The sequence below is a fragment of the Plantactinospora endophytica genome (assembly GCF_016862915.1).
Lineage (GTDB): Bacteria > Actinomycetota > Actinomycetes > Mycobacteriales > Micromonosporaceae > Plantactinospora > Plantactinospora endophytica.
This window is the reverse complement of sequence record NZ_BONW01000001.1, coordinates 149,193-169,104: the sequence shown is the minus strand read 5'-3', so window position 1 is coordinate 169,104 and position 19,912 is coordinate 149,193. Positions and strand designations below refer to the sequence as shown.

Here is a 19,912-nt window from a genome sequence, read left to right as displayed (position 1 = left end):
CCCGGGCGTGCGGCCGGCCGCACGCCCGGAGGACCGTCAGGAGGTGGCGACGAGTCCCACGTCGATCACCGTCGGCCGGTTCACGTCGACCGTGAACGGACCGAACCGGCCGTACTGGTAGTAGGTGGTCTCCGAGTACGGCACCAGGTCCGAGTCGGTCGCGTCACTCCCGACGTTCGGCCGGGTGAACCGCCACCGCTGCGTCGACAGCTCCACCTCGACGGAGTATCGCTTCGCCGGCACCTGGATCCGGTACGGGCCGAAGTTGTTCGACCATCCGTAGCGGTCCTCGTCGTCCACGCTCCGGGCCACATAGTGCACCGGGTCCACGATCGGCTCGCCCGCCTCCCGTACGCCGTCGGCGTCCACGTCGTGCCAGAACACGCCCTCGATCAGGCCGTTGCCGACGACCTGGAAGACCTGCTCGTCCGCGTTGTTGCCGGTGTTCGTCTCCCGTGGCGTGCTGGCCGTCGCCCGCCCTGTGAGCCGCTGCCCAACCGTGGCGCCCCGCAGTTGCGGGGTGATCCGTGCCGCCTCGGCCTTCGCCCCCGGGGCGAGTTCCCGCAGGTAGCGGCAGTCGAAGGAGACGGCCGGGTAGGTGTGGACGCAGTCCCAGTCGCTCGACGTGCTTAGCCCGTAGTTCTCGAAGGGGGCCGGCATGGTGAGGGTGACCCGGGCGCCTCTGGCCGGAACGGGACCGGCGTTGCGGACCACAGCCGAGACGCTGCTCCAGCCGTCGGTCGGCAGGATGTTGCGGGCCGCCTCGAAGGTGACGGTCACGTCGGCGGACTTCAGCGGGTTGGCCGAGGCCGGCGCCGCGACGGCGACGGTGACGGCGACGATCCCCAGGACGGCCAGCGAGCGTACCGGCCAGAGGATGGACGGTCGGGGCAAGGAAACCTCCTCAACGCACAGGTGGGCGCCAACGGTAGGAGATCTCCGCAACTGAGTGACAGCTCAGTAGCCGACCGCGCAGCCGTCGGCGCGGGGCTCCGAGCCGGCCACGTACCCGCCGTCCGGCAGCCGCCAGATCGCCTGGCCGTACCCGAAGGCGGACGCCTCCGGCTCGACGGTGACCTCGTGCCCCCTGGACCGCAACGACCCGACCACCTCCCGGCCCGACCCGTCGACCGCCAGCCCCGGCTCGACCAGCACCGACCGCCCGGCGTGCCAGTACCAGCGCGGCCGGTCCAGCGCGGCCTGCGGGTCGAGCCCGGCGTCCACGGTCGCGGAGACGAGTTGTACGTGCCCCTGCGGCTGCATGTGCCCGCCCATCACCCCGAACGGTCCCACCGGCTCGCCGTCCCGGCCGAGGAACCCGGGGATGATGGTGTGGAACGGGCGCTTGCCCGGTGCCACCACGTTCGGGTGGGCCGGGTCGAGGCTGAACCCGGCACCCCGGTTCTGCAAGCCGAAGCCGAGCCCGGGCGGCACGACGTACGAGCCGAAGCCGAGGTAGTTGGACTGGATCAGGCTCACCATCATCCCGCCCGCGTCGGCGGCACACAGGTAGACGGTGCCGCCCCGGGCCGGGTCGCCGGGTGCCGGCGTACCGGCCGAGTCGGTGACCAGCGCCCGCCGGGCGGCAGCGTACTCACGGGTGAGCAGTTCGGCGGTCGGCACGTGCACCCGGTCCGGGTCGGCCACGTACGCGTGCGCGTCGGCGAAGCCGAGCTTCACCGCCTCGATCTGCCAGTGCAGCCGCTCGGCGGGGCTCAACGCGGCCAGGTCCACCCCGTCGAGGATGTTCAGCGCGAGCAGCGCCGCCACGCCCTGCCCGTTCGGCGGCAGCTCCCACACCTCGTGCCCCCGGTAACCGGCCCGGACCGGGTCCACCCAGGTCGAGGCGTGCCCAGCCAGGTCGTCGCCGCGCAGCGGGCCACCGGTCCGGGCCGCGTACCCGGCCAGTGTCTCGGCGATCCGACCGGTGTAGAAGTCCGCCGCACCGGTCTGCGCGATCCGGCGCAGCGTGCCGGCGGCGTCCGGGTTGCGCCACCGCTCGCCGGCCCGGGGCGCCCGTCCACCGTCGACGGTGAAGATCCGCCCCCACTCGGCGTACTCCTCGCCGGTCAGCTCGGCGTGCAGCTCGACCGAGCGGGCCCAGCTCGCGGCGACCCGGGGCGAGACCGGGAAGCCGTACTCGGCGTAGCCGACCGCGTCGGCGAACAACTCCGCGAACGGCAGCCTGCCGAACCGCTCGTGCAGGTCCCGCCAACCGGCCGGCGCACCCGGTACGGTCACCGGCAGCCAGCCCCGGGCCGGCATCGCCGGTCCGGCGGCCTGGGCACCGCCGTGCCCCGCCGTCGGCTCGGCACCCCGCCCGCCGGTCGCGGCGAGCACCGTCTCCCGGGTCAGCCCCGCCGGTGACCGGCCGGACGCGTTCAGCCCGTGCAACCGCTGCCCGTCCCAGACGATGGCGAACAGGTCACCGCCGATGTCGTTGGAGCCGGGCTGGACCACCGTGAGGGTGATCGCGGTGGCCAGGGCGGCGTCGACGGCGTTGCCGCCCCGGCGCAGCACCGCCAGTCCGACGGCGGCGGCGAGCGGCTGACTGGTGGCGACGGCACCGTTCGGGGCGAAGACCGGTTGTCGGGGGGTAGGCATCCCCCATGTCTACTCCGCGATCAGCACCCCGCCGCGCCGGGTCGCCCGGATGTCCCCGGGCAGGTGCACCGCGCCCTGCCCACGCCACGCGGTGACCAACGCGTTCAGCGCGGCGACGTGCCGGTACGACAGCGCCGCCGGTGGCGCACCCAGCTCCCGGCACCACAGGTGCAGCACCCGGCTCCGGACCGCCGGCGGCATCCCGGCCAGCACCGGCACGGCCAGCCCGCCGACCGCCCCGGCCGTCGGCGCCGGGCCGCTCGTCGCTCCGGTCCCGGAGACCGGCCCGGACCCGGAGACCGGATCGGAGACGGAGAGCGGATCGGGCGGCGGGACGGCCGGTGGGATGTGGGCCTCGGCGTAACCGGCCCGGGCCAGGTCGTCCAGCGCGGCGCCGTCCTCGGCCGCCAGCCGGGCGGTACGGGCCAGGTTGTCCAGCACCCCCGGACCGAGCGCCCGGACCAGCGTCGGCAGCACGTCGGCCCGGACCCGGGCCCGGGCGTACCGGTCGTCGGTGTTGTGCGGGTCCTCCCACGGGGTCAACCCGAGCGACGCGCACGCCTTCCGGGTCTGCGCACGGGTGATCTCCAACAGTGGCCGGGCCAGCGTCACCCCGGCGTACTCCCGGGTGGCCGGCATGCCGGCGAGCCCGCGCGGGCCGGCGCCCCGGGCGAGCGCGAGCAGTACCGTCTCGGCCTGGTCGTCCCGGGTGTGCCCGAGCAGCACGGTGCCGGCGTCGTACCGGTGTGCGGCCTCGACCAGGGCCCGGTAGCGCGCCTCCCGGGCCGCCGCCTCCGGCCCCCCGGGCCGGCCGGCGACCCGCACGGTCGCCACCTCGACCGGCGCGAACCCCTGCTCACCCGCCCACTTCGCGACGTCGGCGGCCCGCCGCGCCGAGCCCTCCTGAAGACCGTGGTCGACGGTGACCAGCCCGGCCGGCACCCCCAGCCGGGCGGCGACGAAGGCGGTGCCGGCGGCCAGCGCGAGCGAGTCGGCGCCGCCGGAGCAGGCGACCAAAACCGGCCCGTTCCCGGGTACGTCGGAAAGCGCCCGCCGGACGGCGACCCGGATCGCGGCTACCGGTGGCGGCAGGGCGGCCACGACAGACGCCGGTCAGCCGGTGGCGGCGACCGGGCCGACCGGGCCGTGCACCCGGGCCACCCAGGCGTCCGGGTCGGCGAGCTCCTCCAGCCGGGGCAGGGTCAGCGGAGAACTGAAGATCTTGTTGAAGCCCTCCATGCCGACCCGGTCCACCACGCCGTGCACGAACTTGCGGCCCTCCGCGTACTGGCGCATCTTCACGTCGACGCCGAGCAGCTTGCGGATCGCCTTCTCCAGCGGGTTGCCGGACTCGCGGCGCCGGTTGAACTTGGCCCGGATCGACTCGACGCTCGGGATAACCTCCGGCCCGACGCCGTCCATCACGAACTCCGCGTGCCCCTCCAACAGGGTCATCAGCGACGTCAGCCGGTCGAGTACGGCCCGCTGGCCGGGCGTCTGCACGATGTCCAGGACGCTGGCCCGGCTCTCCGGGTTGCGGATCGAGTCGGAGAGGGTGCCGACACCGCGTCGGATCCGGTCGAGGAAGTTGTCCCCGCCGGCCTGGGAGGCGTCCACGAACGCCTGCACCTCGCCGAGGAAGTGCCCGCGCATCCACGGCACGGCGGTGAACTGGGTGCGGTGGGTCACCTCGTGCAGGCAGACCCAGAGCCGGAAGTCGCGCGGGTCGGCCTGCAACTTCCGCTCCACCTCGACGATGTTCGGGGCGACCAGCAACAGTTGACCCGGGTCGGCGGAGAAGACCTCGTACTGGCCGAGGACCCGGCCGGAGAGGTAGGCCAGCACCGTGCCGGCCTGCACCCCGGTCAGCCGGGACCCGATCGTGTCGGTGATGACCCCGGGCGGCTTGTCCCCGGAGAGGCGGGTGATCAGCGGAGTGATCACCTCACGCAGCCCGGCGATGTTGGTCGCCGCCCAGTCCCGCCGGTCCACCACCCGTACCGGCGGATGGGCCACCTGCGACCGCAACCCCGTGTACGCCAGCACGTGGCCGGCGGCCTCGTCGGTCAACCGACGCAGCTCGGCCACCACCTCGGTCGCCTCGTCGTACGAGACGCGTGGTCCCGACTTTCCCAACGCCCCGGCGGTGGCGGCGGCCAGATCCCAGTCCACGAACTGCGCCATACCACCACCGTACCCGGGTGTTCACACCACCACCCCTGCCTCGGGTGCTCAGCGGCAGCCGCAGCCGGCCAGGGTGGTGGCGATCCGGTCCAGCTCGGGCTGCGCCTCGTCCTGCCCCACCGGCACCCGGTTGGCGAGTACGGCGAAGGCCAGCAGTCGGCCGTCGGCGGTGGTCACCACGCCGGAGATCGCGTGCACCCCGCTCAGCGTGCCGGTCTTGGCGCGTACCACGCCGGCCCCGGCCCTGGTCGGTTTCTCGCCCGACCGGTCGAACCGGTCGCTGAGCGTGCCCGACCAGGCCGCCACGGGCAGCCCCGGGAACAGTCCCGCGAGTTCCGGCCGGCTTCCCTTCGCCGACAGCGTCAGCACGTCGGTCAGCAGGCTCGGGGTGACCCGGTTGGCCCGGGACAGCCCGCTGCCGTCGGCCAGCGCGCTCTCCGCCACCGGCAGGCCGAGTTCGCCGACCATCTCGTCCACCGCCTCCGCCGCGCCGACGAACGAGGCCGGCTTGTCGCGGGTCAGCGCCACCTGCCGGGCCAGCGCCTCGGCCACCACGTTGTCGCTCTCCCGGAGCATGAACTCGACCAGCCGGATCATCGGCGGGGACTCGACCCGGCCCAGCTCCGCACCGGCGACCGGTGGGCCGGCGCTCTGGGCGCCGGGGCTGGCACTGGCCGCCGCAGCGGGTGCGGTGGCGGCGGCGGCCGGTGCCTTGCCGCTGACCACCGCCGAGTTCGGCAGCCCGAGCAGCTTGGCGAAGGCCCGACCGGCCGCCTCGTCGGGCTTGGCGTACCGCTCCTGGCCCCGGCCCTTGTCCTCCGGGTCCTTCCGGGCGCCGTCGGTCATCAGCGCCGTGATCACCGCACCGAACCCGCCGGTGGGGATGTCCGAGTCCCAGTCCGGCTCGACGACCGGGCCGGGGAAGAGCGTGCCGTCGACGACAACCTTCGTCGGGGCGGTGCCGCCGAGCGCCTTCTTCACCTGGGCGGCCAGCCGGTCGAGCCGGCCGGCGCCCGGGTACCAGCCGGTGGCGTTCACCGCCAGCGTCGGGTCACCGGCGCCGATCAGCACCACCTCGCCCGGGTTCGCCCCGGCCACCGCCCGGGTGCCGATCCGGTACGCCGGCCCCCGGGCCGCCAGTACGGCCGCCGCAGTCACCAGTTTCGTGGTCGACGCCGGTACGGTCGGGGTGTCCTGCCCCTTCTCGTAGAGCGCCTGCCCGGTGACCGCGTCGACCACCGAGATGTTCACCTCGTCGCCGAGCGTGGAGCCGGTGAGCAGCGGGGTCAGCGCGGCCCGTACGCCCTCCGGGGTGGGCACCGGCGCGGTGCTGCCGACGGCGGCGAGTACGGGTGGTGGCGCCGGTTCGCTCGGGTCGACCGCGCCGGGGGTGGCGGAGTCGTCCCCGCCCAGCCAGCCGTCCACCGGCCCGGGGCGGAGCACGGCCACCCCGGCGACGGCGAGCGCGAGCACCAGCAGGGTGGCGAGCGTGCCGACCAGCCTGCCCCGGCGACGGCCGCCCGGCGCGGGTACGCCCCCGGGAACCGTCCCGCCCGGTGGCGTGGCGCCCGGTGGCGCGCTGTTGCCCGACGGCGGGCGGGCCGGAGCCGTCGTACCCGGAGGTGGTGGACCACCGAGGGCGCCCGACGCACCCGGCGCGTCACCGGTCGACCGGCCCGGCCAGGCCGGCGGCGCGGGCCGGTCCGACCAGCCGGAACCGTCGACCGGAGAACTTCCCGGCCCGCCGGGCGGAACGGCCGGGTTCTGCCCCGACCAGCCGGCACCGGCCGGCGGGGTCGCCCGCCCCGACCCGGCCGGCGGTGCCGGAACGTTCTGTCCCGACCAGTCGGCCGCAGTGGGTGGCGGGGTGGGCACGTCCGGCCCGGCCCGGCCGGCGGCGCTCGGCGGAATCGGGAGGTGCTGCCCGGACCAGCTCTCGGCGGCGGGCGGAGGCGTGGCCCGACCCGACGGGTTCGGTGGCGGGTTCGGTGTGTTCGACGGCGGGATCGGCACGCTGGCGGGCAGCGGCACGACCGCCCGGCCACGGGCAGGCGGCGACCCGGCGGGCGGCTGCGGCCCGCTGGCCCCCGGCACGACCACCCGGCCCTGCGCCGGACGGTCCGGCGGGTTCTCTCCGGTCAGGCCCGAGTGTGAATCTTCACTCCCCACCGGCCCCTCCTCCCCGTCGAAATCTGCCTAGGCGACACTACTTTGGTCCGAACACCGCACGGGGGCCGGCGCAGCAAGGTGAATCGCCCAGATCACCCGCGCAGGTGCCGACCGTTGTGGTTCCGTTGGCCAGCGCCGGCAAACGAGGGAGCGTGCGAGATGGATTTCGACGTCACGGTTGAGATCCCCAAGGGTCACCGCAACAAGTACGAGGTGGACCACGCGACCGGCCGGATCCGGCTGGACCGCACACTCTTCACGTCGACCCAGTACCCGGCCGACTACGGTTTCATCGAAGGCACGCTGGGTGAGGACGGCGACCCCCTCGACGCCCTGGTACTGGTACCCGAACCCACGTTTCCAGGTTGCCTCATCCGGTGCCGGACGATCGGCATGTTCCGGATGACGGACGAGAAGGGCGGCGACGACAAGGTCCTCTGCGTGCCGTACGAGGACCCGCGTCAGGAGCACCTCCGGGACATCCACCACCTCGGCGAGTTCGACCGGCTGGAGATCCAGCACTTCTTCGAGGTGTACAAGGACCTCGAACCGGGCAAGTCGGTCGAAGGCGCCACCTGGGTCGGTCGGACCGAGGCCGAGGCCGAGATCCGGAGTTCCTACCGTCGGCACCAGGAAGCGGTCGAACGGGGCGAGTCGCCGCACTGACCCCACCCGGACAGCGAACGGCCGGCGGCATCCCCGAGGGGAGCCACCGGCCGATTTCATGATCAGCACGGCCGGCCCGGGCCGGCCCGGGCGTCAGCCGAGCAGGCCCCGGGCCTGGGCGTACAGGCCAAGCACCGCGCACGCCACCGGCACCACCGCGACCACCATCAGGGTGTCGATGATGTCGGCGGTCCGCCCGAGGTACGGCCCCGGCTCCCGCTTCGAGTACGTCGCGCCGGCCCCGACCACCACCAGGGCGAACGCCAGCCCACCGGCGGTGAGCAGCAGCAGGCCGGTCTCCTGCGCCCGGAACAGCAGGGCGATCCCGAGCACCACGGCGGAGCCGACCCCGGCGGCCATCAGCGGAACCCGTTGTCGAACCGTGACGAACAGCCGCGACCGGAGCAGCAGGGCGGCGGCCGAGACCGCGACCATCAGCCGGCCCGAGAACCCGCCCGCGACCACCAGCACCAGTGCCGCCAACACGGCCAGTACGGCGTGCCCGACCAGCATCCCGGTGAGCATCTCCTCGGTCCGGGCGACCGCCGCGAAGACCCGCCCCCGGTCCGGCCGCTCGCGTACCCCGCTCGCCACCGGGCTGGCCGCCGTGAAGCCCTCGGCCGCCTCGGCACCGGTCGGCAGCGTGATCGGCGGCATCGGCAGCTTGCCGAACCGGATCGCCAGCAGCGGCAGCATCCCGATCGCGCAGACCAGCGCGGCCATCAGGATCGCGGCGGAGCCGGCCGCCGACAGCAGGAACCCGACCAGCGCGGTCACCGCGCCGAGCAGCCCGACCGAGACCCCGGCGGCGTAGACCCGCAGCCCGGCGGCGACCCCGACCATGCCGAGCACCGCGATCAGCAGCAACGCTACCGATCCGGCCAGTGCCTCGGGCGCACCGAGCCAGCGGACCGGACCGACCACCCCCACCGGGTCGCCGGAGGCCACCAGCAGGGCACCGCCGAAGAAGGCGAACGGCATCGCGTACCCGCCGAGGGCGGCACCGGCCGTGGCGTCCCCGTACGCCCGGGAGGCCACCACTGCGGCCAACGACAGCAGTACGGCCGCTCCGAGGGCCACGAAGGCGCCCAGTTGCCACGCCGTACCACCGGCGATCACCGCGAGCAGGCAGACGGTGAGCAGGGCACCCGCCGCGCTCAACGTGCCGATCCGGGTGTTCCGGCCGGACCAGGCGCTACCCCGGCGGCGGGCTCCGTCGGCGATCGCCTCCACGACGTCGTCGTATTCCAGTTCCGGCCACTGTGCCCGGGCCGGCACCAGGTGCAGCACGTCGCCGTCGCGTACCCCCTGCGGCAGCAGGGCCTTGCCGGCGGCCAGCGGTTCGCCGTCGGTACGGCGCAGCAGCCAGCCGCCGTGCTTCTCGCCGTCGTCCGCCAACCCCTCGCCGGCATGCCGGAGAACCTCGGGCAGAAGTTCGGCCAGCGGCAGGTGTTCGGGCAGCGCGACGTCCACCCGTCGCTGCGGCGCGCTGATCGTGACGCGGGCGAGCCCGGTACTCATCGACAGTCCTCCATCGAGGGGGCAACCCATGGCTGCGCGGACGACCGCACTTTACCTAGGATGGGTCAAGCTCGTCCGACCGAGCGCGATGACATTTGCGACGCGGGGGCGTCGGATGGCCCGCCGGGACGGCCAACTACGACCGTCGGCGCGGCCTTAGGGGAGGTGGCGACCAGTGCCTGGTTTCCTGTCTTTCGCCAGCAGGTCCCATGTGGACCACGGTGGCCTGCGCCACGGTGCTGCCGGCCGAGCGGGCGGAGGCGACCGGTGAGCACCGTCGTCATCAAGCGCCCGCCGCGCCGGCCGGCGCCGGACATTCCGACCGGCGAACTCGCCGTCGAGGCGCCGCCCGAGATCCCGCAGGCCACCGGTGGCAAGTGGCAGCAGCTCATGATGGTGCTGCCGATGCTCGGCGGCTCCGTCGCGATGGCGATGATGTTCGGTCGCGGCGGCGGCGCGTACTCGTACGTCGTCGGCGCGATGTTCGGCGTCTCCTCGCTGGCCATGGTGGCCTCCTCCTGGGGCAGCGCCTCCGGCTCGCCGAAGAAGTCCGAGATGATGCAGGCCCGCCGGGAATACCTGCGACACCTGGCGACGCTGCGGCGACGGGTCCGGGAGACCGCCTCCAAGCAGCGGGCCGGCCTCTTCTACCGGCACCCCGACCCGGCCCAGCTCTGGTCCACGGTGGGCAGTTACCGGGTCTGGGAGCGGCGCCCCAGCGACGGCGACTTCGGCGTGGTCCGGGTCGCGGTCGGCCCGCAGACCCTGGCCACCCCGCTGGTGCCGCCGGTGACCCGGCCGCTGGAGGACCTGGAGCCGATGACCGCCGGTGCGCTGCGCCGGTTCCTCGACGCGTACTCGGTGGTGCCGGACCTGCCGGTGGCGCTCTCCATCCGGGGTTTCGCCCGGGTCTTCGTGCGCAACGGTCCCGGCCAGCGCGACCTGTCCCGTGAGCCGTCCGGCGGCGACCCGCAGGCGCTGGCCCGGGCGGTGCTGACCCAGCTCTCCGTCTTCCACGCCCCGGAGGAGCTGCTGGTCGCGATCTGCGCCGGGCCGGAACGCCGGGCCCGGTGGGAGTGGGCCAAGTGGCTGCCGCACGCCCACCACCCGACCGCCGTCGACGCCCTCGGCCCGGTACGCCTGGTCGCCAGCTCCGCCGTGGAGCTGGAGAAGCTCATCGACGACGTGGTCGGCAACCGCTCCCGGTTCAGCCTCTCCGGCCCGGCGACCGACGGCCCGCACGTGGTGATCGTGCTCGACGGCGGCGACCTGAACGGCGCCAGCTATCTGGCCGGGGACAGCGGCATCGACGCGGTCACCATCATCGACCTGGACAGCCCGCCGCCCCGGTTGCTCGACCGGGCCACGCTGGTGCTGGAGACCGTCGGCGACCGGCTGAACACCTTCACCATGGACGGGGACGCCGAGGTCGGCACCCCGGACCGGCTCAGCGTCGAGGAGGCCGAGGCGGTCGCCCGCCGGCTCGCCCCGCTGCGGCTGGCCGCCGCCCAGAAGGGCTCCTCGGACGCCCCGCTGGTCAAGGAGATGACCCTGGGCGAGCTGCTCGGGGTCGGCGACCCGGAGAACTTCAGCACGGTGCAGGGCTGGGCGCCCCGGCCGAACCGGGACAAGCTGCGGGTGCCGATCGGTGTCGGCGCCGACGGCGGCGTGGTCGACCTGGACCTCAAGGAGTCCGCCCAGGACGGTATGGGCCCGCACGGCCTGCTGATCGGCGCCACCGGTTCCGGTAAGTCCGAGCTGCTCCGCACCCTGGTGCTCGGGTTGGCGGCGACGCACTCGTCCGAGGCGCTCAACTTCGTCCTCGTCGACTTCAAGGGTGGCGCGACCTTCGCCTCGCTGGACCGGCTGCCGCACACCGCCGCCGTGATCACCAACCTGGCCGACGAGCTGCCGCTGGTCGACCGGATGGTGGACGCGATCAACGGCGAGATGATCCGCCGGCAGGAGTTGCTGCGTAAGGCCGGCAACTACGCCAACCTGAAGGACTACGACAAGGCCCGCTCCGGCGGTGCCGCGCTGGCCCCGCTCCCCTCGCTGCTGATCATCTGTGACGAGTTCTCCGAGCTGCTCAGCGCCAAGCCCGACTTCATCGACCTCTTCGTGCAGATCGGCCGGCTGGGCCGGTCGCTCGGGGTGCACCTGCTGCTCGCCTCGCAGCGGCTGGAGGAGGGCCGGCTGCGCGGGCTGGACACGCACCTGTCGTACCGGATCGGTCTGCGTACCTTCTCCGCGCTGGAGTCCCGGGCGGTGCTCGGCGTGCCGGACGCGTACGAGCTGCCCCGGGCACCGGGACACGGCTACCTGAAGTTCGGCACCGAGCCACTGGTCCGGTTCAAGGCGGCGTACGTCTCCGGGCCCTACCAGAAGACCGCAGTGGGTGGGCCGGGCGCGCAGGGCTACACCGGGCCGCTGCTGCTGTCGTACTCGACGCACTTCGCTCCGGTCACCAAGCCGGTGGTGCCGGCCGCCCCGAAGCCGGTCCCGGAGGACCCGACGGCGCAGAGCCTGCTCGACGTGATGGTCTCCCGGCTGGTCGGCCAGGGCCCGCCGGCCCACCAGGTGTGGCTGCCGCCGCTGTCCCAGGCCCCGGCGCTGGACGAAATCCTCGGCCCGGTGGTCACCGACCCGGCGCGCGGGCTCACCTTCGGCAACCCCGAGCTGCACGGCGCGCTCCAGGTGCCGGTGGCGATGATCGACAAGCCGTTCGAGCAGCGGCGTGACCTGCTCTGGCTCAGCCTGGAGGGCGGCGCCGGGCACGTGGCGGTGGCCGGCGGTCCGCAGTCCGGCAAGTCCAGCCTGCTGCGCACGATGATCTGCGGGCTGGCGCTCACCCACACCCCGGCCGAGGTGCAGGTCTACTGCCTCGACTTCGGTGGCGGCTCGCTGGCGGCGCTGCGCGACCTGCCGCACGTCGGCGGGGTCGCCGGGCGGTCCGAGGCGGCGGCGGTGCGCCGTACCGTCGGTGAGATCTCCACCCTGCTCAACGAGCGTGAGCAGCGCTTCGCCGAGCTGGGCGTGGAGTCGATGCCGGCGTACCGGAAGCGGCGCGCCTCGGCCGGCGGGGTCGGGGTCGGCGCCGACCCGTTCGGTGACGTGTTCCTGGTCATCGACGGCTGGCCCACCCTCCGCGGCGAGTACGACGACCTGGAACCCCTGGTCACCGACATCGCCACCCGTGGCCTCTCGTACGGCGTGCACGTGGTCGCGGCGGCGCCCCGCTGGATGGACTTCCGGCCGGCGATCCGCGACCTGTTCGGCTCCCGGCTGGAGCTGCGGCTCGGTGACCCCACCGACTCGATCGTCTCCCGCAAGGCGGCGGTGAACGTGCCGGAGAAGACGCCGGGTCGGGGCATCACGGCCGAGAGCCTGCACTTCCTGACCGTGCTGCCGGAGCTGTCCAGCCTGAGCGGCGGGCAGACCCAGGCCCTGGTCAAGGCGGTTGCCGGCAACTGGAGCGGCGCACCGGCACCCCGGGTCCGGCTGCTCCCGCCGGTGCTGCCGTACGCCGACATGGACATCGCCGGTGCGGCCGGCCTGCGGCTGCCGATCGGCATCTCCGAGGCGGACCTCCAGCAGGTGGCGGTCGACTTCGCCTCCGAGCCGCACTTCCTGCTCTTCGGCGACGCCGAGTGCGGCAAGTCGTCCTTCCTGCGCGCACTGGCCACCTCGATCACCAGCCGGTACACCCCGGAGCAGGCCCGGATCATCCTGGTCGACTTCCGGCGCAGCCTGCTGGGCGTGATCCAGTCCGACCACCTGATCGGGTACGGCACCGCGGCCCAGGCGACCAGCGAGCTGATCGAGTCGGTCGCCGGTTACATGCAGCGCCGGCTGCCGGGGCCGGACGTCACCCCGCAGCAGCTCCGGGACCGCTCCTGGTGGACCGGTCCGGAACTGTTCGTACTCGTCGACGACTACGACCTGGTCGCCACCGGCCCGAACAACCCGCTGCTGCCGCTGGTGGAATACCTCCCGCAGGCTCGGGACGTCGGTCTGCACCTGGTGCTGACCCGGCGCTCGGGTGGCGCCTCCCGGTCGCTCTACGAGCCGATCATCCAGCGCCTGCGGGAGCTCTCCTCGCCCGGTCTGGTGATGTCGGGCAGCAAGGACGAGGGCGCGTTGATCGGCTCGGTACGCCCCGGCCCGATGCCGCCCGGCCGGGGCCGGCTGATCACCCGCAAGGAAGGCGTCCGGCTCGTGCAGCTCGCGTACCTGCCGTCCACCTGATCCGACCATCCGTCGAGCCTGGAGGCCCGGCCGACCCGATCACCGGGACGGCCGGGCCTTCCGGTCTCGGGGCGGTGGACAGTCGATCTCAGATCGGTTGCAAAGTTTCACCACGCGACGGGGGTGAAACGGGGTAACCTCCGTGCATCGTGTGACCCCCGGGGTGAAATGACCATGCTGTGACCAGGCTGCCGCATCAACACGAACGTGCTGTCGCCCGGGTCGCCGGAGCGGCGCTGCTCGCCACGGCCGGGATCGCCGGATCGCTGGTCGGTCCGCGCCCGGCACCGGCGACCGCCGCCGTGCCGGCGCCGCCGGTCAGGCTGCCCGTGGTCGCCGACGCGGTGCGCGACGAGCAGTGGCAGTTGGCCGCGTTCAACGCCAAGGCCGCCTGGAAGGTCGCCACCGGCAAGGGCATCACGGTGGCGGTGGTCGACTCCGGGGTGGACGCCTCGCACGCCGACCTCGCCGGCCAGGTGCTGCCCGGCATCGACCTGGTCGAAGGGACCGGCAACGGGCAGACCGACCCGGTCGGGCACGGCACCACCGTCGCCGCGCTGATCGCCGGCCGCAACGACGACACCCGGGGCGTGGTCGGCCTCGCCCCCAAGGCCAAGATCCTGCCCGTCCGGGTGCTGGACGAGGAGAACCGCTACGACGACGCGCTGATCGTGGCGAAGGGCGTCCGCTGGGCGGTCGACAACGGCGCCCAGGTGGTCAACCTGTCGCTCGGCGGTACCGGGGACAGCCCGGCGCTGGCCGCCGCCCTCGACTACGCCGCCGCCCGGGACGTGGTCGTGGTCGCCTGCACCGGCAACCTGGGTTCGTCCGCCGGCAAGCGGGTCTGGTATCCGGCCCGGGAGCCGGGCGTGGTCGCGGTGGCGGGCCTGGAACGCGAGAGCGACGCGCTCTGGTCCGGCTCGATCACCGGCCCGGAGACGGTGCTCTCCGCCCCGGCCACCGGGCTCACCGGGGCCCGCCCCGGCGGTTTCTGGCGGGTCCAGGGCACCAGCTTCGCCGCACCGCTGGTGGCCGCGTCGGCGGCCCTGGTCCGGTCACACTGGCCGAAGATGTCCGCCGGTGACGTGGTCAACCGGCTGATCAACACCGCTCGGGACGTCGGGCCGTCCGGCCGGGACGACCGGTTCGGCTTCGGCGTCGTCGACCCGGTCGCCGCGCTGAACGGCGAGGTGTCCAGCGTACGGACGAATCCGCTGGACGACGGCGAGGCGCCGCCCGGCGTCGCCGGGTTCGGCTCGGCACCCGGCCAGGAGCCGACCAGCCCACCGGCCTCCGAGGGACCGGAGGGCGTCGGTACGGCGGCGTCCGGCCGCTCGGCCGACTGGACCGCCGAACCGGCGGGCAACCAGCTCGGCCGCCCGCTGTCCGCGTTGTGGAACGGCGGCGGAGTGCTCTTCCTCGTACTCGCCGCCGGGGTGGCCCTGGTGGTCCGCCGCCGGCTACACCGCGACCGTCCCTGACCGAGCCCCTCCGCCGCCGGCCGGCTGCCCCGGCCCCCGTCAGGTGCGGGTTCCTCGCCGTGCTCGCGGGCTCCTCGCCCGGGAGCCGTCGGCTGCCGCCCTGCTCCCGTCAGGTGCAGGCGCCGGTGTTGGTGACCCGGGTCCGTTCCAGGCCGGTGCTGGCGGTGGACCGGGCCTCGTCGGCCGTCACCGCGAAGCCGGTGTTCGGGTCGTCCGCCGCCGCCGCGAAGATCACCCCGAGTACCTGGCCGTCGGGTGCCACCAGCGGGCCGCCGGAGTTGCCACTGCGCACCAGCCCCCGGATCGTGTAGATCTCCCGGTTCACCCGGCCCGACTCGTAGATGTCCGGCCCGGCGATCTCGCCGACGTCCCGGATCCGGGCGGGCTGCGCGTTGTACGGGCCGTCCAGCGGAAACCCGAGCACGATGGCGTCGTCCTCGATCGCCGCCTCGCCGGTGGCGAACCGCATCACCGGGGCGGACAGGTTCGGCACGTACAGCACGGCCAGGTCGCGGTCGGGGTCGTAGACGACGACCCGGGCGTTGTGCCGGTCACCGTTCACCTCGACGGAGACGCTCCTGGTGCCGGCCACCACGTGCGCGTTGGTCATCACCCGGTCCTCGGCGTACACGAAACCGGAGCCCTCGATCCGGCGCTGGCAACTGGGCGCGTTGCCGAGCACCTTGACCACCGAGCGTCGACCGTTCACCACGACCTGTGAGCCGGCCAGGGCCGGATCGGGCGAGGCCACCTCGCGGGACCGGGTCGGGGCCAGCCCGCCGAAGACGTCCGGGAAGCCGTTGGTGTCGACCGTGTCCCGCAGCGCCCGGGACAGCGCCTGCGCCTCGGGCGGCAGCACCCGGTCCACCACGGTCAGCAGTGCGCTGTTCCGGACCGCGCTGGCCAGCCAGGGCAGCGACGAGGAGGCCAGCGGGACGGCCACCAGCCAGGCCACCAGGAGTACGGCGAGCAGCGAGACCACCGCACCGCCGACGTCGTCCGCCGTACGGCCGGCCTGGCTGGTGATGGCGTGCCGCAGGTGTGAGCCGAGCCAGCCGGCGAGGGCCTGGCCGAGCACCGCCAGTCCGAAGATCGAGACGAGTGCGACCACGACCCGGGTCGAGTTGCTGGAGAACTGCTGCGCGAGCAGCGGGCCGACCTGCAACCCGATCAGGGCGCCGCCGAAGAACCCGGTGAAGGAGAGCAGGCCGATGACGAACCCCTGCCGGTAGCCGCTGATCGCGAACAGCAACATGAGCAGAATCAGTACGACATCCACCACCGACACCCGTTAAGGGTACGGGGGCGATCTGGGAATGGCCCGGGCCACCGCAGTAGACAACCGAATCTGTTTCCGGCCGCGTGCCGTCGTCCCGCAGGCTGAACGCCGCTCAGGGGTGTGCTGTCGCTTCGTCGGGCTCGCCGGTGCCGGCCGTCGGAGTCGGTGGCGGGCTGGTCGGCGGCAGGTCCAGCACCCGGTCCTGCGGCCAGGGCCGCGCCCAGCCGGCCATTTCCAGCAACGTGGCCAGGACTCCGGCGGTGAAGCCCCAGACCAACATGCCCCGGGACTGGAAGGCCGGGCCGATCCAGCCGCTGGGATGGCGTACCCGGACCCGGTTGGCCGGGTCGACGAGTTCCGCGATCGGCAGCCGGGCCACGTGTGCCACCTCGGCCGGCTCCCGGGAGTGCACCGGATGCGGTCGGTGCCACCAGGCGAGGATCGGGGTGACCACGAAGCTGCTCACCGGAATCCACAGCCGGGGAAGCTGGGCCAGTACGGTGACGCTCTCCGGATCGAGGCCGACCTCCTCGTGCGCCTCGCGCAGGGCGGTCGCCGCCTCGTCCTTGTCGTCCGGGTCGCACGCCCCGCCCGGAAACGCCGGCTGCCCGGCGTGCGTACGCAGGGTGGCGGCCCGTTGCAGGATCAGCACGTCGAGCCCGTGCTCCGGCTGCTCGCCGAGGAGGACCAGTACGGCACTGGCCCGCCCGCCGTTGGCCGGGGTGCGTAGCCGGGTGAAGTCCTCGGCACGGGCCGACCTGACCCGGGTGAGCAGCGGCTCGCACCATGCCGGAAGCTGCGGCTCGGTCACGACGGCACCGCCACCCCCAGGTGCTGCCGGACCAGTGCGGTCAGCTCGGCGTCGTCGAGTACCCCGGTCTCGTCCCGGTGTTTGATCCGCCCCTGCGCGTCCACCAGAAGCGTGACCGGCAGGACTGCCCGGCCGCCCAGCCCACGCAACAGCTTCTGGTCGCGGTCGTAGAGGTTCGGGAACTCCAGCCCGAAGTCCTCGCCGATCGACCGGGCGGCGGACCGCCCGTCCCCGGTGTTCACGCCGACCACCCGGATCCGGTCGCCGGCCCGCTCGGCGAGCCGCTGGAAGGCGGGCAGCTCCTTGCGGCACGGCGGGCACCAGGAGGCCCACAGGTTGACGACGGCCGGCCCACGCAGCTCGCCGACGGCGACCGGACCCTCGCCGACGAAACAGGGCAGGGACAGCGCCGGCAGCACCCCGCCGGCTCCGGCTCCGGCCGGCGTGCCGGACGCGCCGACCGGGGTGTTCGACGCGGTGGGCGCGGCGAGCGGGGTGGTCAGGGCGCCGCAGTCGGCGAAGGCCGTCGTCGTGCCGCTGTCGTCGCCGGATGCCGGGCCGGTCGTCTCCGATGCCGCGTCCGGGCCGGTGCAGGCGGCGGCCAGCAGCAGCACCGCCAGCAGCGCCCCGCCGAACGGCAGCCGCTTCACGGAACGTCGCCGACGGCGGCGGTCGCCGGCACCAGGTCGGGATCGACCCCGGCCTGCACCGCAAGCTCGCGGGCCCGCGGACCCTTGAGCAGTTTCGCGGCGGCGGCCGGATCGGTCGGGCCGAGGCCGTAGGAGGGGCAGAGCCGGGCCAGCGTGCAGGCGCCGCAGGCGGGTTTGCGGGCGTGGCAGACCCGCCGCCCGTGGAAGATCACCCGATGCGACAGCATGGTCCAGTCGCGCCGCTCGAACAGTGCGCCGACGGCGTGCTCGATCTTGACCGGATCGGTTTCGGTCGTCAGCTCCCAGCGATGCGTGAGCCGGTCGAAGTGGGTGTCGACGGTGATCCCGGGCACCCCGAAGGCGTTTCCGAGGATGACGTTGGCGGTCTTCCGGCCGATTCCCGGCAGGGTCACCAGGTCGGTCATCCGGCGCGGCACCTCGCCGTCGTACCGCTCGACGAGCTGTCGACCCAGGTTGATCAACGAGTTGGTCTTGTTCCGGAAGAAGCCGGTGGGCCGGATCAGCTCCTCCAGCTCGGCCCGGTCCGCCCCGGCGTAGTCGGCCGCCGTCGGATAGCGTGCGAACAGCCGGGGCGTCACCTCGTTGACCCGCTGGTCGGTGCACTGGGCGGAGAGGATGGTCGCCACGGCCAGTTGCAGCGGCCCTCGGTGGTCCAGTTCGCAGTGGGCGTCCGGGTGCGTCTCGGTCAACGCCCGGCCGATCCGCCGGGCCCGCCGCTTGCGGCCAAGATCGGATTCCACCGTACGTCGGCTCGGCCGCGCCGCCCGGATCGCCCGGGTCGCCTCGCCGGGCGCCACCCCGACCCCGGCGCCGTTCGCGGAGTCGTCTCTCGCACTCACGCCGGCCAGCCTACGTCGCGGTTCGGACAACAACGCCCGGGAGCCCGACGCGGCCGAACCCTGGGACCGGAACCGCACCCGCTCCTCGGCTCAGCCCAGGCCCGACCCAGCCATCTCCAGCCCACTCAGCTCGGAACCGGCCGGCTCACCTCGGGCGCGGTCGACTCGGCCCAGGACAGACCAGCTCAGCTCGCGGCGGTCGGCGGTGAGATCTTGCCGTCGGCGGCCAGCTTCGCCCCGGTCTTCGGAAAGTCGGACTTGCACAGGTCCCGGACAAGGCCGGCCGCGCGCCGCTGCGAGTCCATCGTCGGCTTGCCCGCACCGTTCATGTACGTCGAGATGAGCTGCCCGCCCGCCCATTCGCCCTCGGCGGTCAGCGACACCTTCAACACGGCACCCCAACCCAGCCGCCCGTTGTTGCTGAGCGTCCCGCCGCCACCGGCGAAGTTGCCGAGGCTGTACGCGATCAGCCGGCCCTTGTAGAACTCCAGTGCCCGCATCACGTGCGGCCCGTGCCCGACGATCAGGTCGGCGCCGGCGTCGATCATCGAGCGGGAGAACTTGACCGGATCGCCCCGGTTCTCGCCGAGGAACATCTCGGTGCCCGGCCGTACCCGGGTCTTGTCCGACCCCTCGCCGCCCATGTGCACCTGCACGACGACCAGGTCCGCCATGGTGGCGGCCTTCTGGATCACCTTCTTCGCCGAGCTGATGTTGATCAGGCTGTTGGACCAGACGTACGACGAGAAGCCGGCCACGGCCACCTTGACGCCCTCGACGTCGACCACGGTGATCTGGTTGGGCGCGCCGGTGTGCTCCAGTCCGTACTTCTCCAGAGCTTCCTGGGTGTTCTCGTAGCCGGCCTTGCCGTAGTCGTACCCGTGGTTGTTGGCCTGGTTGAGCAGCTCGAAGCCGGCGTCCTTGAGGTGCGCGGCGTACGACGGCGGGGCCCGGAACTGGTGGCAGCGGGTGGAGTTGGCGCCGCACTTGGAGGTACCGGTGTCGTCGGTCAGCGGCTCTTCGAGGTTGCCCATCACCAGGTCGGCGGCGAGCGCCTTCTCGACCGAGTCGAAGAAGCCCTTGCCGCCGTTGGACGGCAGCCGGCCCGGTGCGTTGCCCATCACGATGTCCCCGGTGGCGGACATCGAGATCACCTTCGGCTCGGGCTCACCTGTGGGCGACGCGTCGGCCGAGGCGGAGCCGGTGGCGCTGGGCGCCGCCTGCGGCCCGGCCGGCTCGTCGTCGCCGAGCATGTTGAACGCCGCCACGCCGGCCACACCCGTGCCGAGCAGCACGACGAGGACCGCAGTAACGACGAGGGCCGTCCGGCCGGCGCTGCGGGGCGAACGACGGGACTTCGGGGTGTGCGGCTCGGTGTCGTACATCGCTCGGGAACAGTACCGGGATCGACGGGCCGGGGCGACCGCCGACCGGGCGAT

Annotated in this window: 14 protein-coding genes; 3 read left to right on the top strand and 11 right to left on the bottom strand. The window is 73.5% G+C overall.

Going from position 1 to position 19,912, the window contains the following annotated elements; all coding sequences use genetic code 11:
* Positions 1-36: 36 nt before the first annotated feature.
* From Pen02_RS00725 to dacB, 5 genes are all read right to left on the bottom strand, one after another.
* Positions 37-894: a hypothetical protein gene (locus Pen02_RS00725; protein WP_203863912.1), complete on the bottom strand. Its 858-nt coding sequence runs from the start codon at positions 892-894 to the stop codon at positions 37-39.
* A gap of 63 nt (positions 895-957) precedes the next feature.
* Entirely contained in the window at positions 958-2,604 is a 1,647-nt protein-coding gene (locus tag Pen02_RS00720; RefSeq protein ID WP_203863911.1) for a gamma-glutamyltransferase family protein, read from the bottom strand.
* A gap of 9 nt (positions 2,605-2,613) precedes the next feature.
* The gene (tilS, locus tag Pen02_RS00715) at positions 2,614-3,705 is read right to left on the bottom strand and encodes a tRNA lysidine(34) synthetase TilS (RefSeq protein WP_203863910.1); all 1,092 of its coding nucleotides are present in this window, start codon (positions 3,703-3,705) and stop codon (positions 2,614-2,616) included.
* A 12-nt stretch (positions 3,706-3,717) separates the two neighbouring features.
* Complete coding sequence (locus Pen02_RS00710; protein WP_203863909.1) at positions 3,718-4,788, bottom strand: Rv3626c family coenzyme F420 biosynthesis-associated protein; 1,071 nt, start codon at positions 4,786-4,788, stop codon at positions 3,718-3,720.
* A gap of 48 nt (positions 4,789-4,836) precedes the next feature.
* Positions 4,837-6,288, bottom strand: a complete 1,452-nt coding sequence (dacB, locus tag Pen02_RS00705) for a D-alanyl-D-alanine carboxypeptidase/D-alanyl-D-alanine endopeptidase (protein ID WP_239139940.1) — start codon at positions 6,286-6,288, stop codon at positions 4,837-4,839.
* Positions 6,289-7,116: 828 nt separating this feature from the next.
* Between dacB and Pen02_RS00700 the strand changes: the two genes are divergently transcribed.
* Complete coding sequence (locus Pen02_RS00700; protein WP_203863908.1) at positions 7,117-7,623, top strand: inorganic diphosphatase; 507 nt, start codon at positions 7,117-7,119, stop codon at positions 7,621-7,623.
* A 93-nt stretch (positions 7,624-7,716) separates the two neighbouring features.
* Here Pen02_RS00700 and eccD read toward each other — a convergent pair whose 3' ends face one another.
* Positions 7,717-9,144 carry a type VII secretion integral membrane protein EccD gene (gene eccD, locus Pen02_RS00695; RefSeq protein WP_203863907.1) on the bottom strand — a complete coding sequence of 476 codons (1,428 nt, stop codon included), beginning with the start codon at positions 9,142-9,144 and terminating at the stop codon, positions 7,717-7,719.
* Positions 9,145-9,411: 267 nt separating this feature from the next.
* Here eccD and eccCa point away from each other — a divergent pair, with 267 nt between their 5' ends.
* Positions 9,412-13,392 (top strand): type VII secretion protein EccCa, encoded by a 3,981-nt coding sequence (gene eccCa / locus Pen02_RS00690; protein WP_203863906.1) that lies wholly within the window; start codon positions 9,412-9,414, stop codon positions 13,390-13,392.
* Positions 13,393-13,580: 188 nt separating this feature from the next.
* Complete coding sequence (gene mycP / locus Pen02_RS00685; protein ID WP_372445548.1) at positions 13,581-14,873, top strand: type VII secretion-associated serine protease mycosin; 1,293 nt, start codon at positions 13,581-13,583, stop codon at positions 14,871-14,873.
* A gap of 109 nt (positions 14,874-14,982) precedes the next feature.
* Here the strand turns inward: mycP and Pen02_RS00680 are convergent, their stop codons facing one another.
* From Pen02_RS00680 to Pen02_RS00660, 5 genes are all read right to left on the bottom strand, one after another.
* Positions 14,983-16,161: a MarP family serine protease gene (locus Pen02_RS00680; protein WP_203863904.1), complete on the bottom strand. Its 1,179-nt coding sequence runs from the start codon at positions 16,159-16,161 to the stop codon at positions 14,983-14,985.
* Positions 16,162-16,264: 103 nt separating this feature from the next.
* On the bottom strand, positions 16,265-16,963 hold the full coding sequence (locus Pen02_RS00675) for an NUDIX hydrolase (protein WP_203863903.1): 699 nt from the start codon (positions 16,961-16,963) through the stop codon (positions 16,265-16,267).
* On the bottom strand, positions 16,960-17,613 hold the full coding sequence (locus Pen02_RS00670; RefSeq protein ID WP_203863902.1) for a TlpA family protein disulfide reductase: 654 nt from the start codon (positions 17,611-17,613) through the stop codon (positions 16,960-16,962). The genes Pen02_RS00675 and Pen02_RS00670 overlap by 4 nt, the downstream gene beginning before the upstream one ends.
* A complete protein-coding gene (nth, locus tag Pen02_RS00665) occupies positions 17,610-18,404 on the bottom strand; it encodes an endonuclease III (protein WP_203864294.1) in 795 nt (264 codons plus the stop codon). The genes Pen02_RS00670 and nth overlap by 4 nt, the downstream gene beginning before the upstream one ends.
* A gap of 254 nt (positions 18,405-18,658) precedes the next feature.
* On the bottom strand, positions 18,659-19,858 hold the full coding sequence (locus Pen02_RS00660; protein ID WP_203863901.1) for a CapA family protein: 1,200 nt from the start codon (positions 19,856-19,858) through the stop codon (positions 18,659-18,661).
* Between the last annotated feature and the right edge of the window lie 54 nt (positions 19,859-19,912).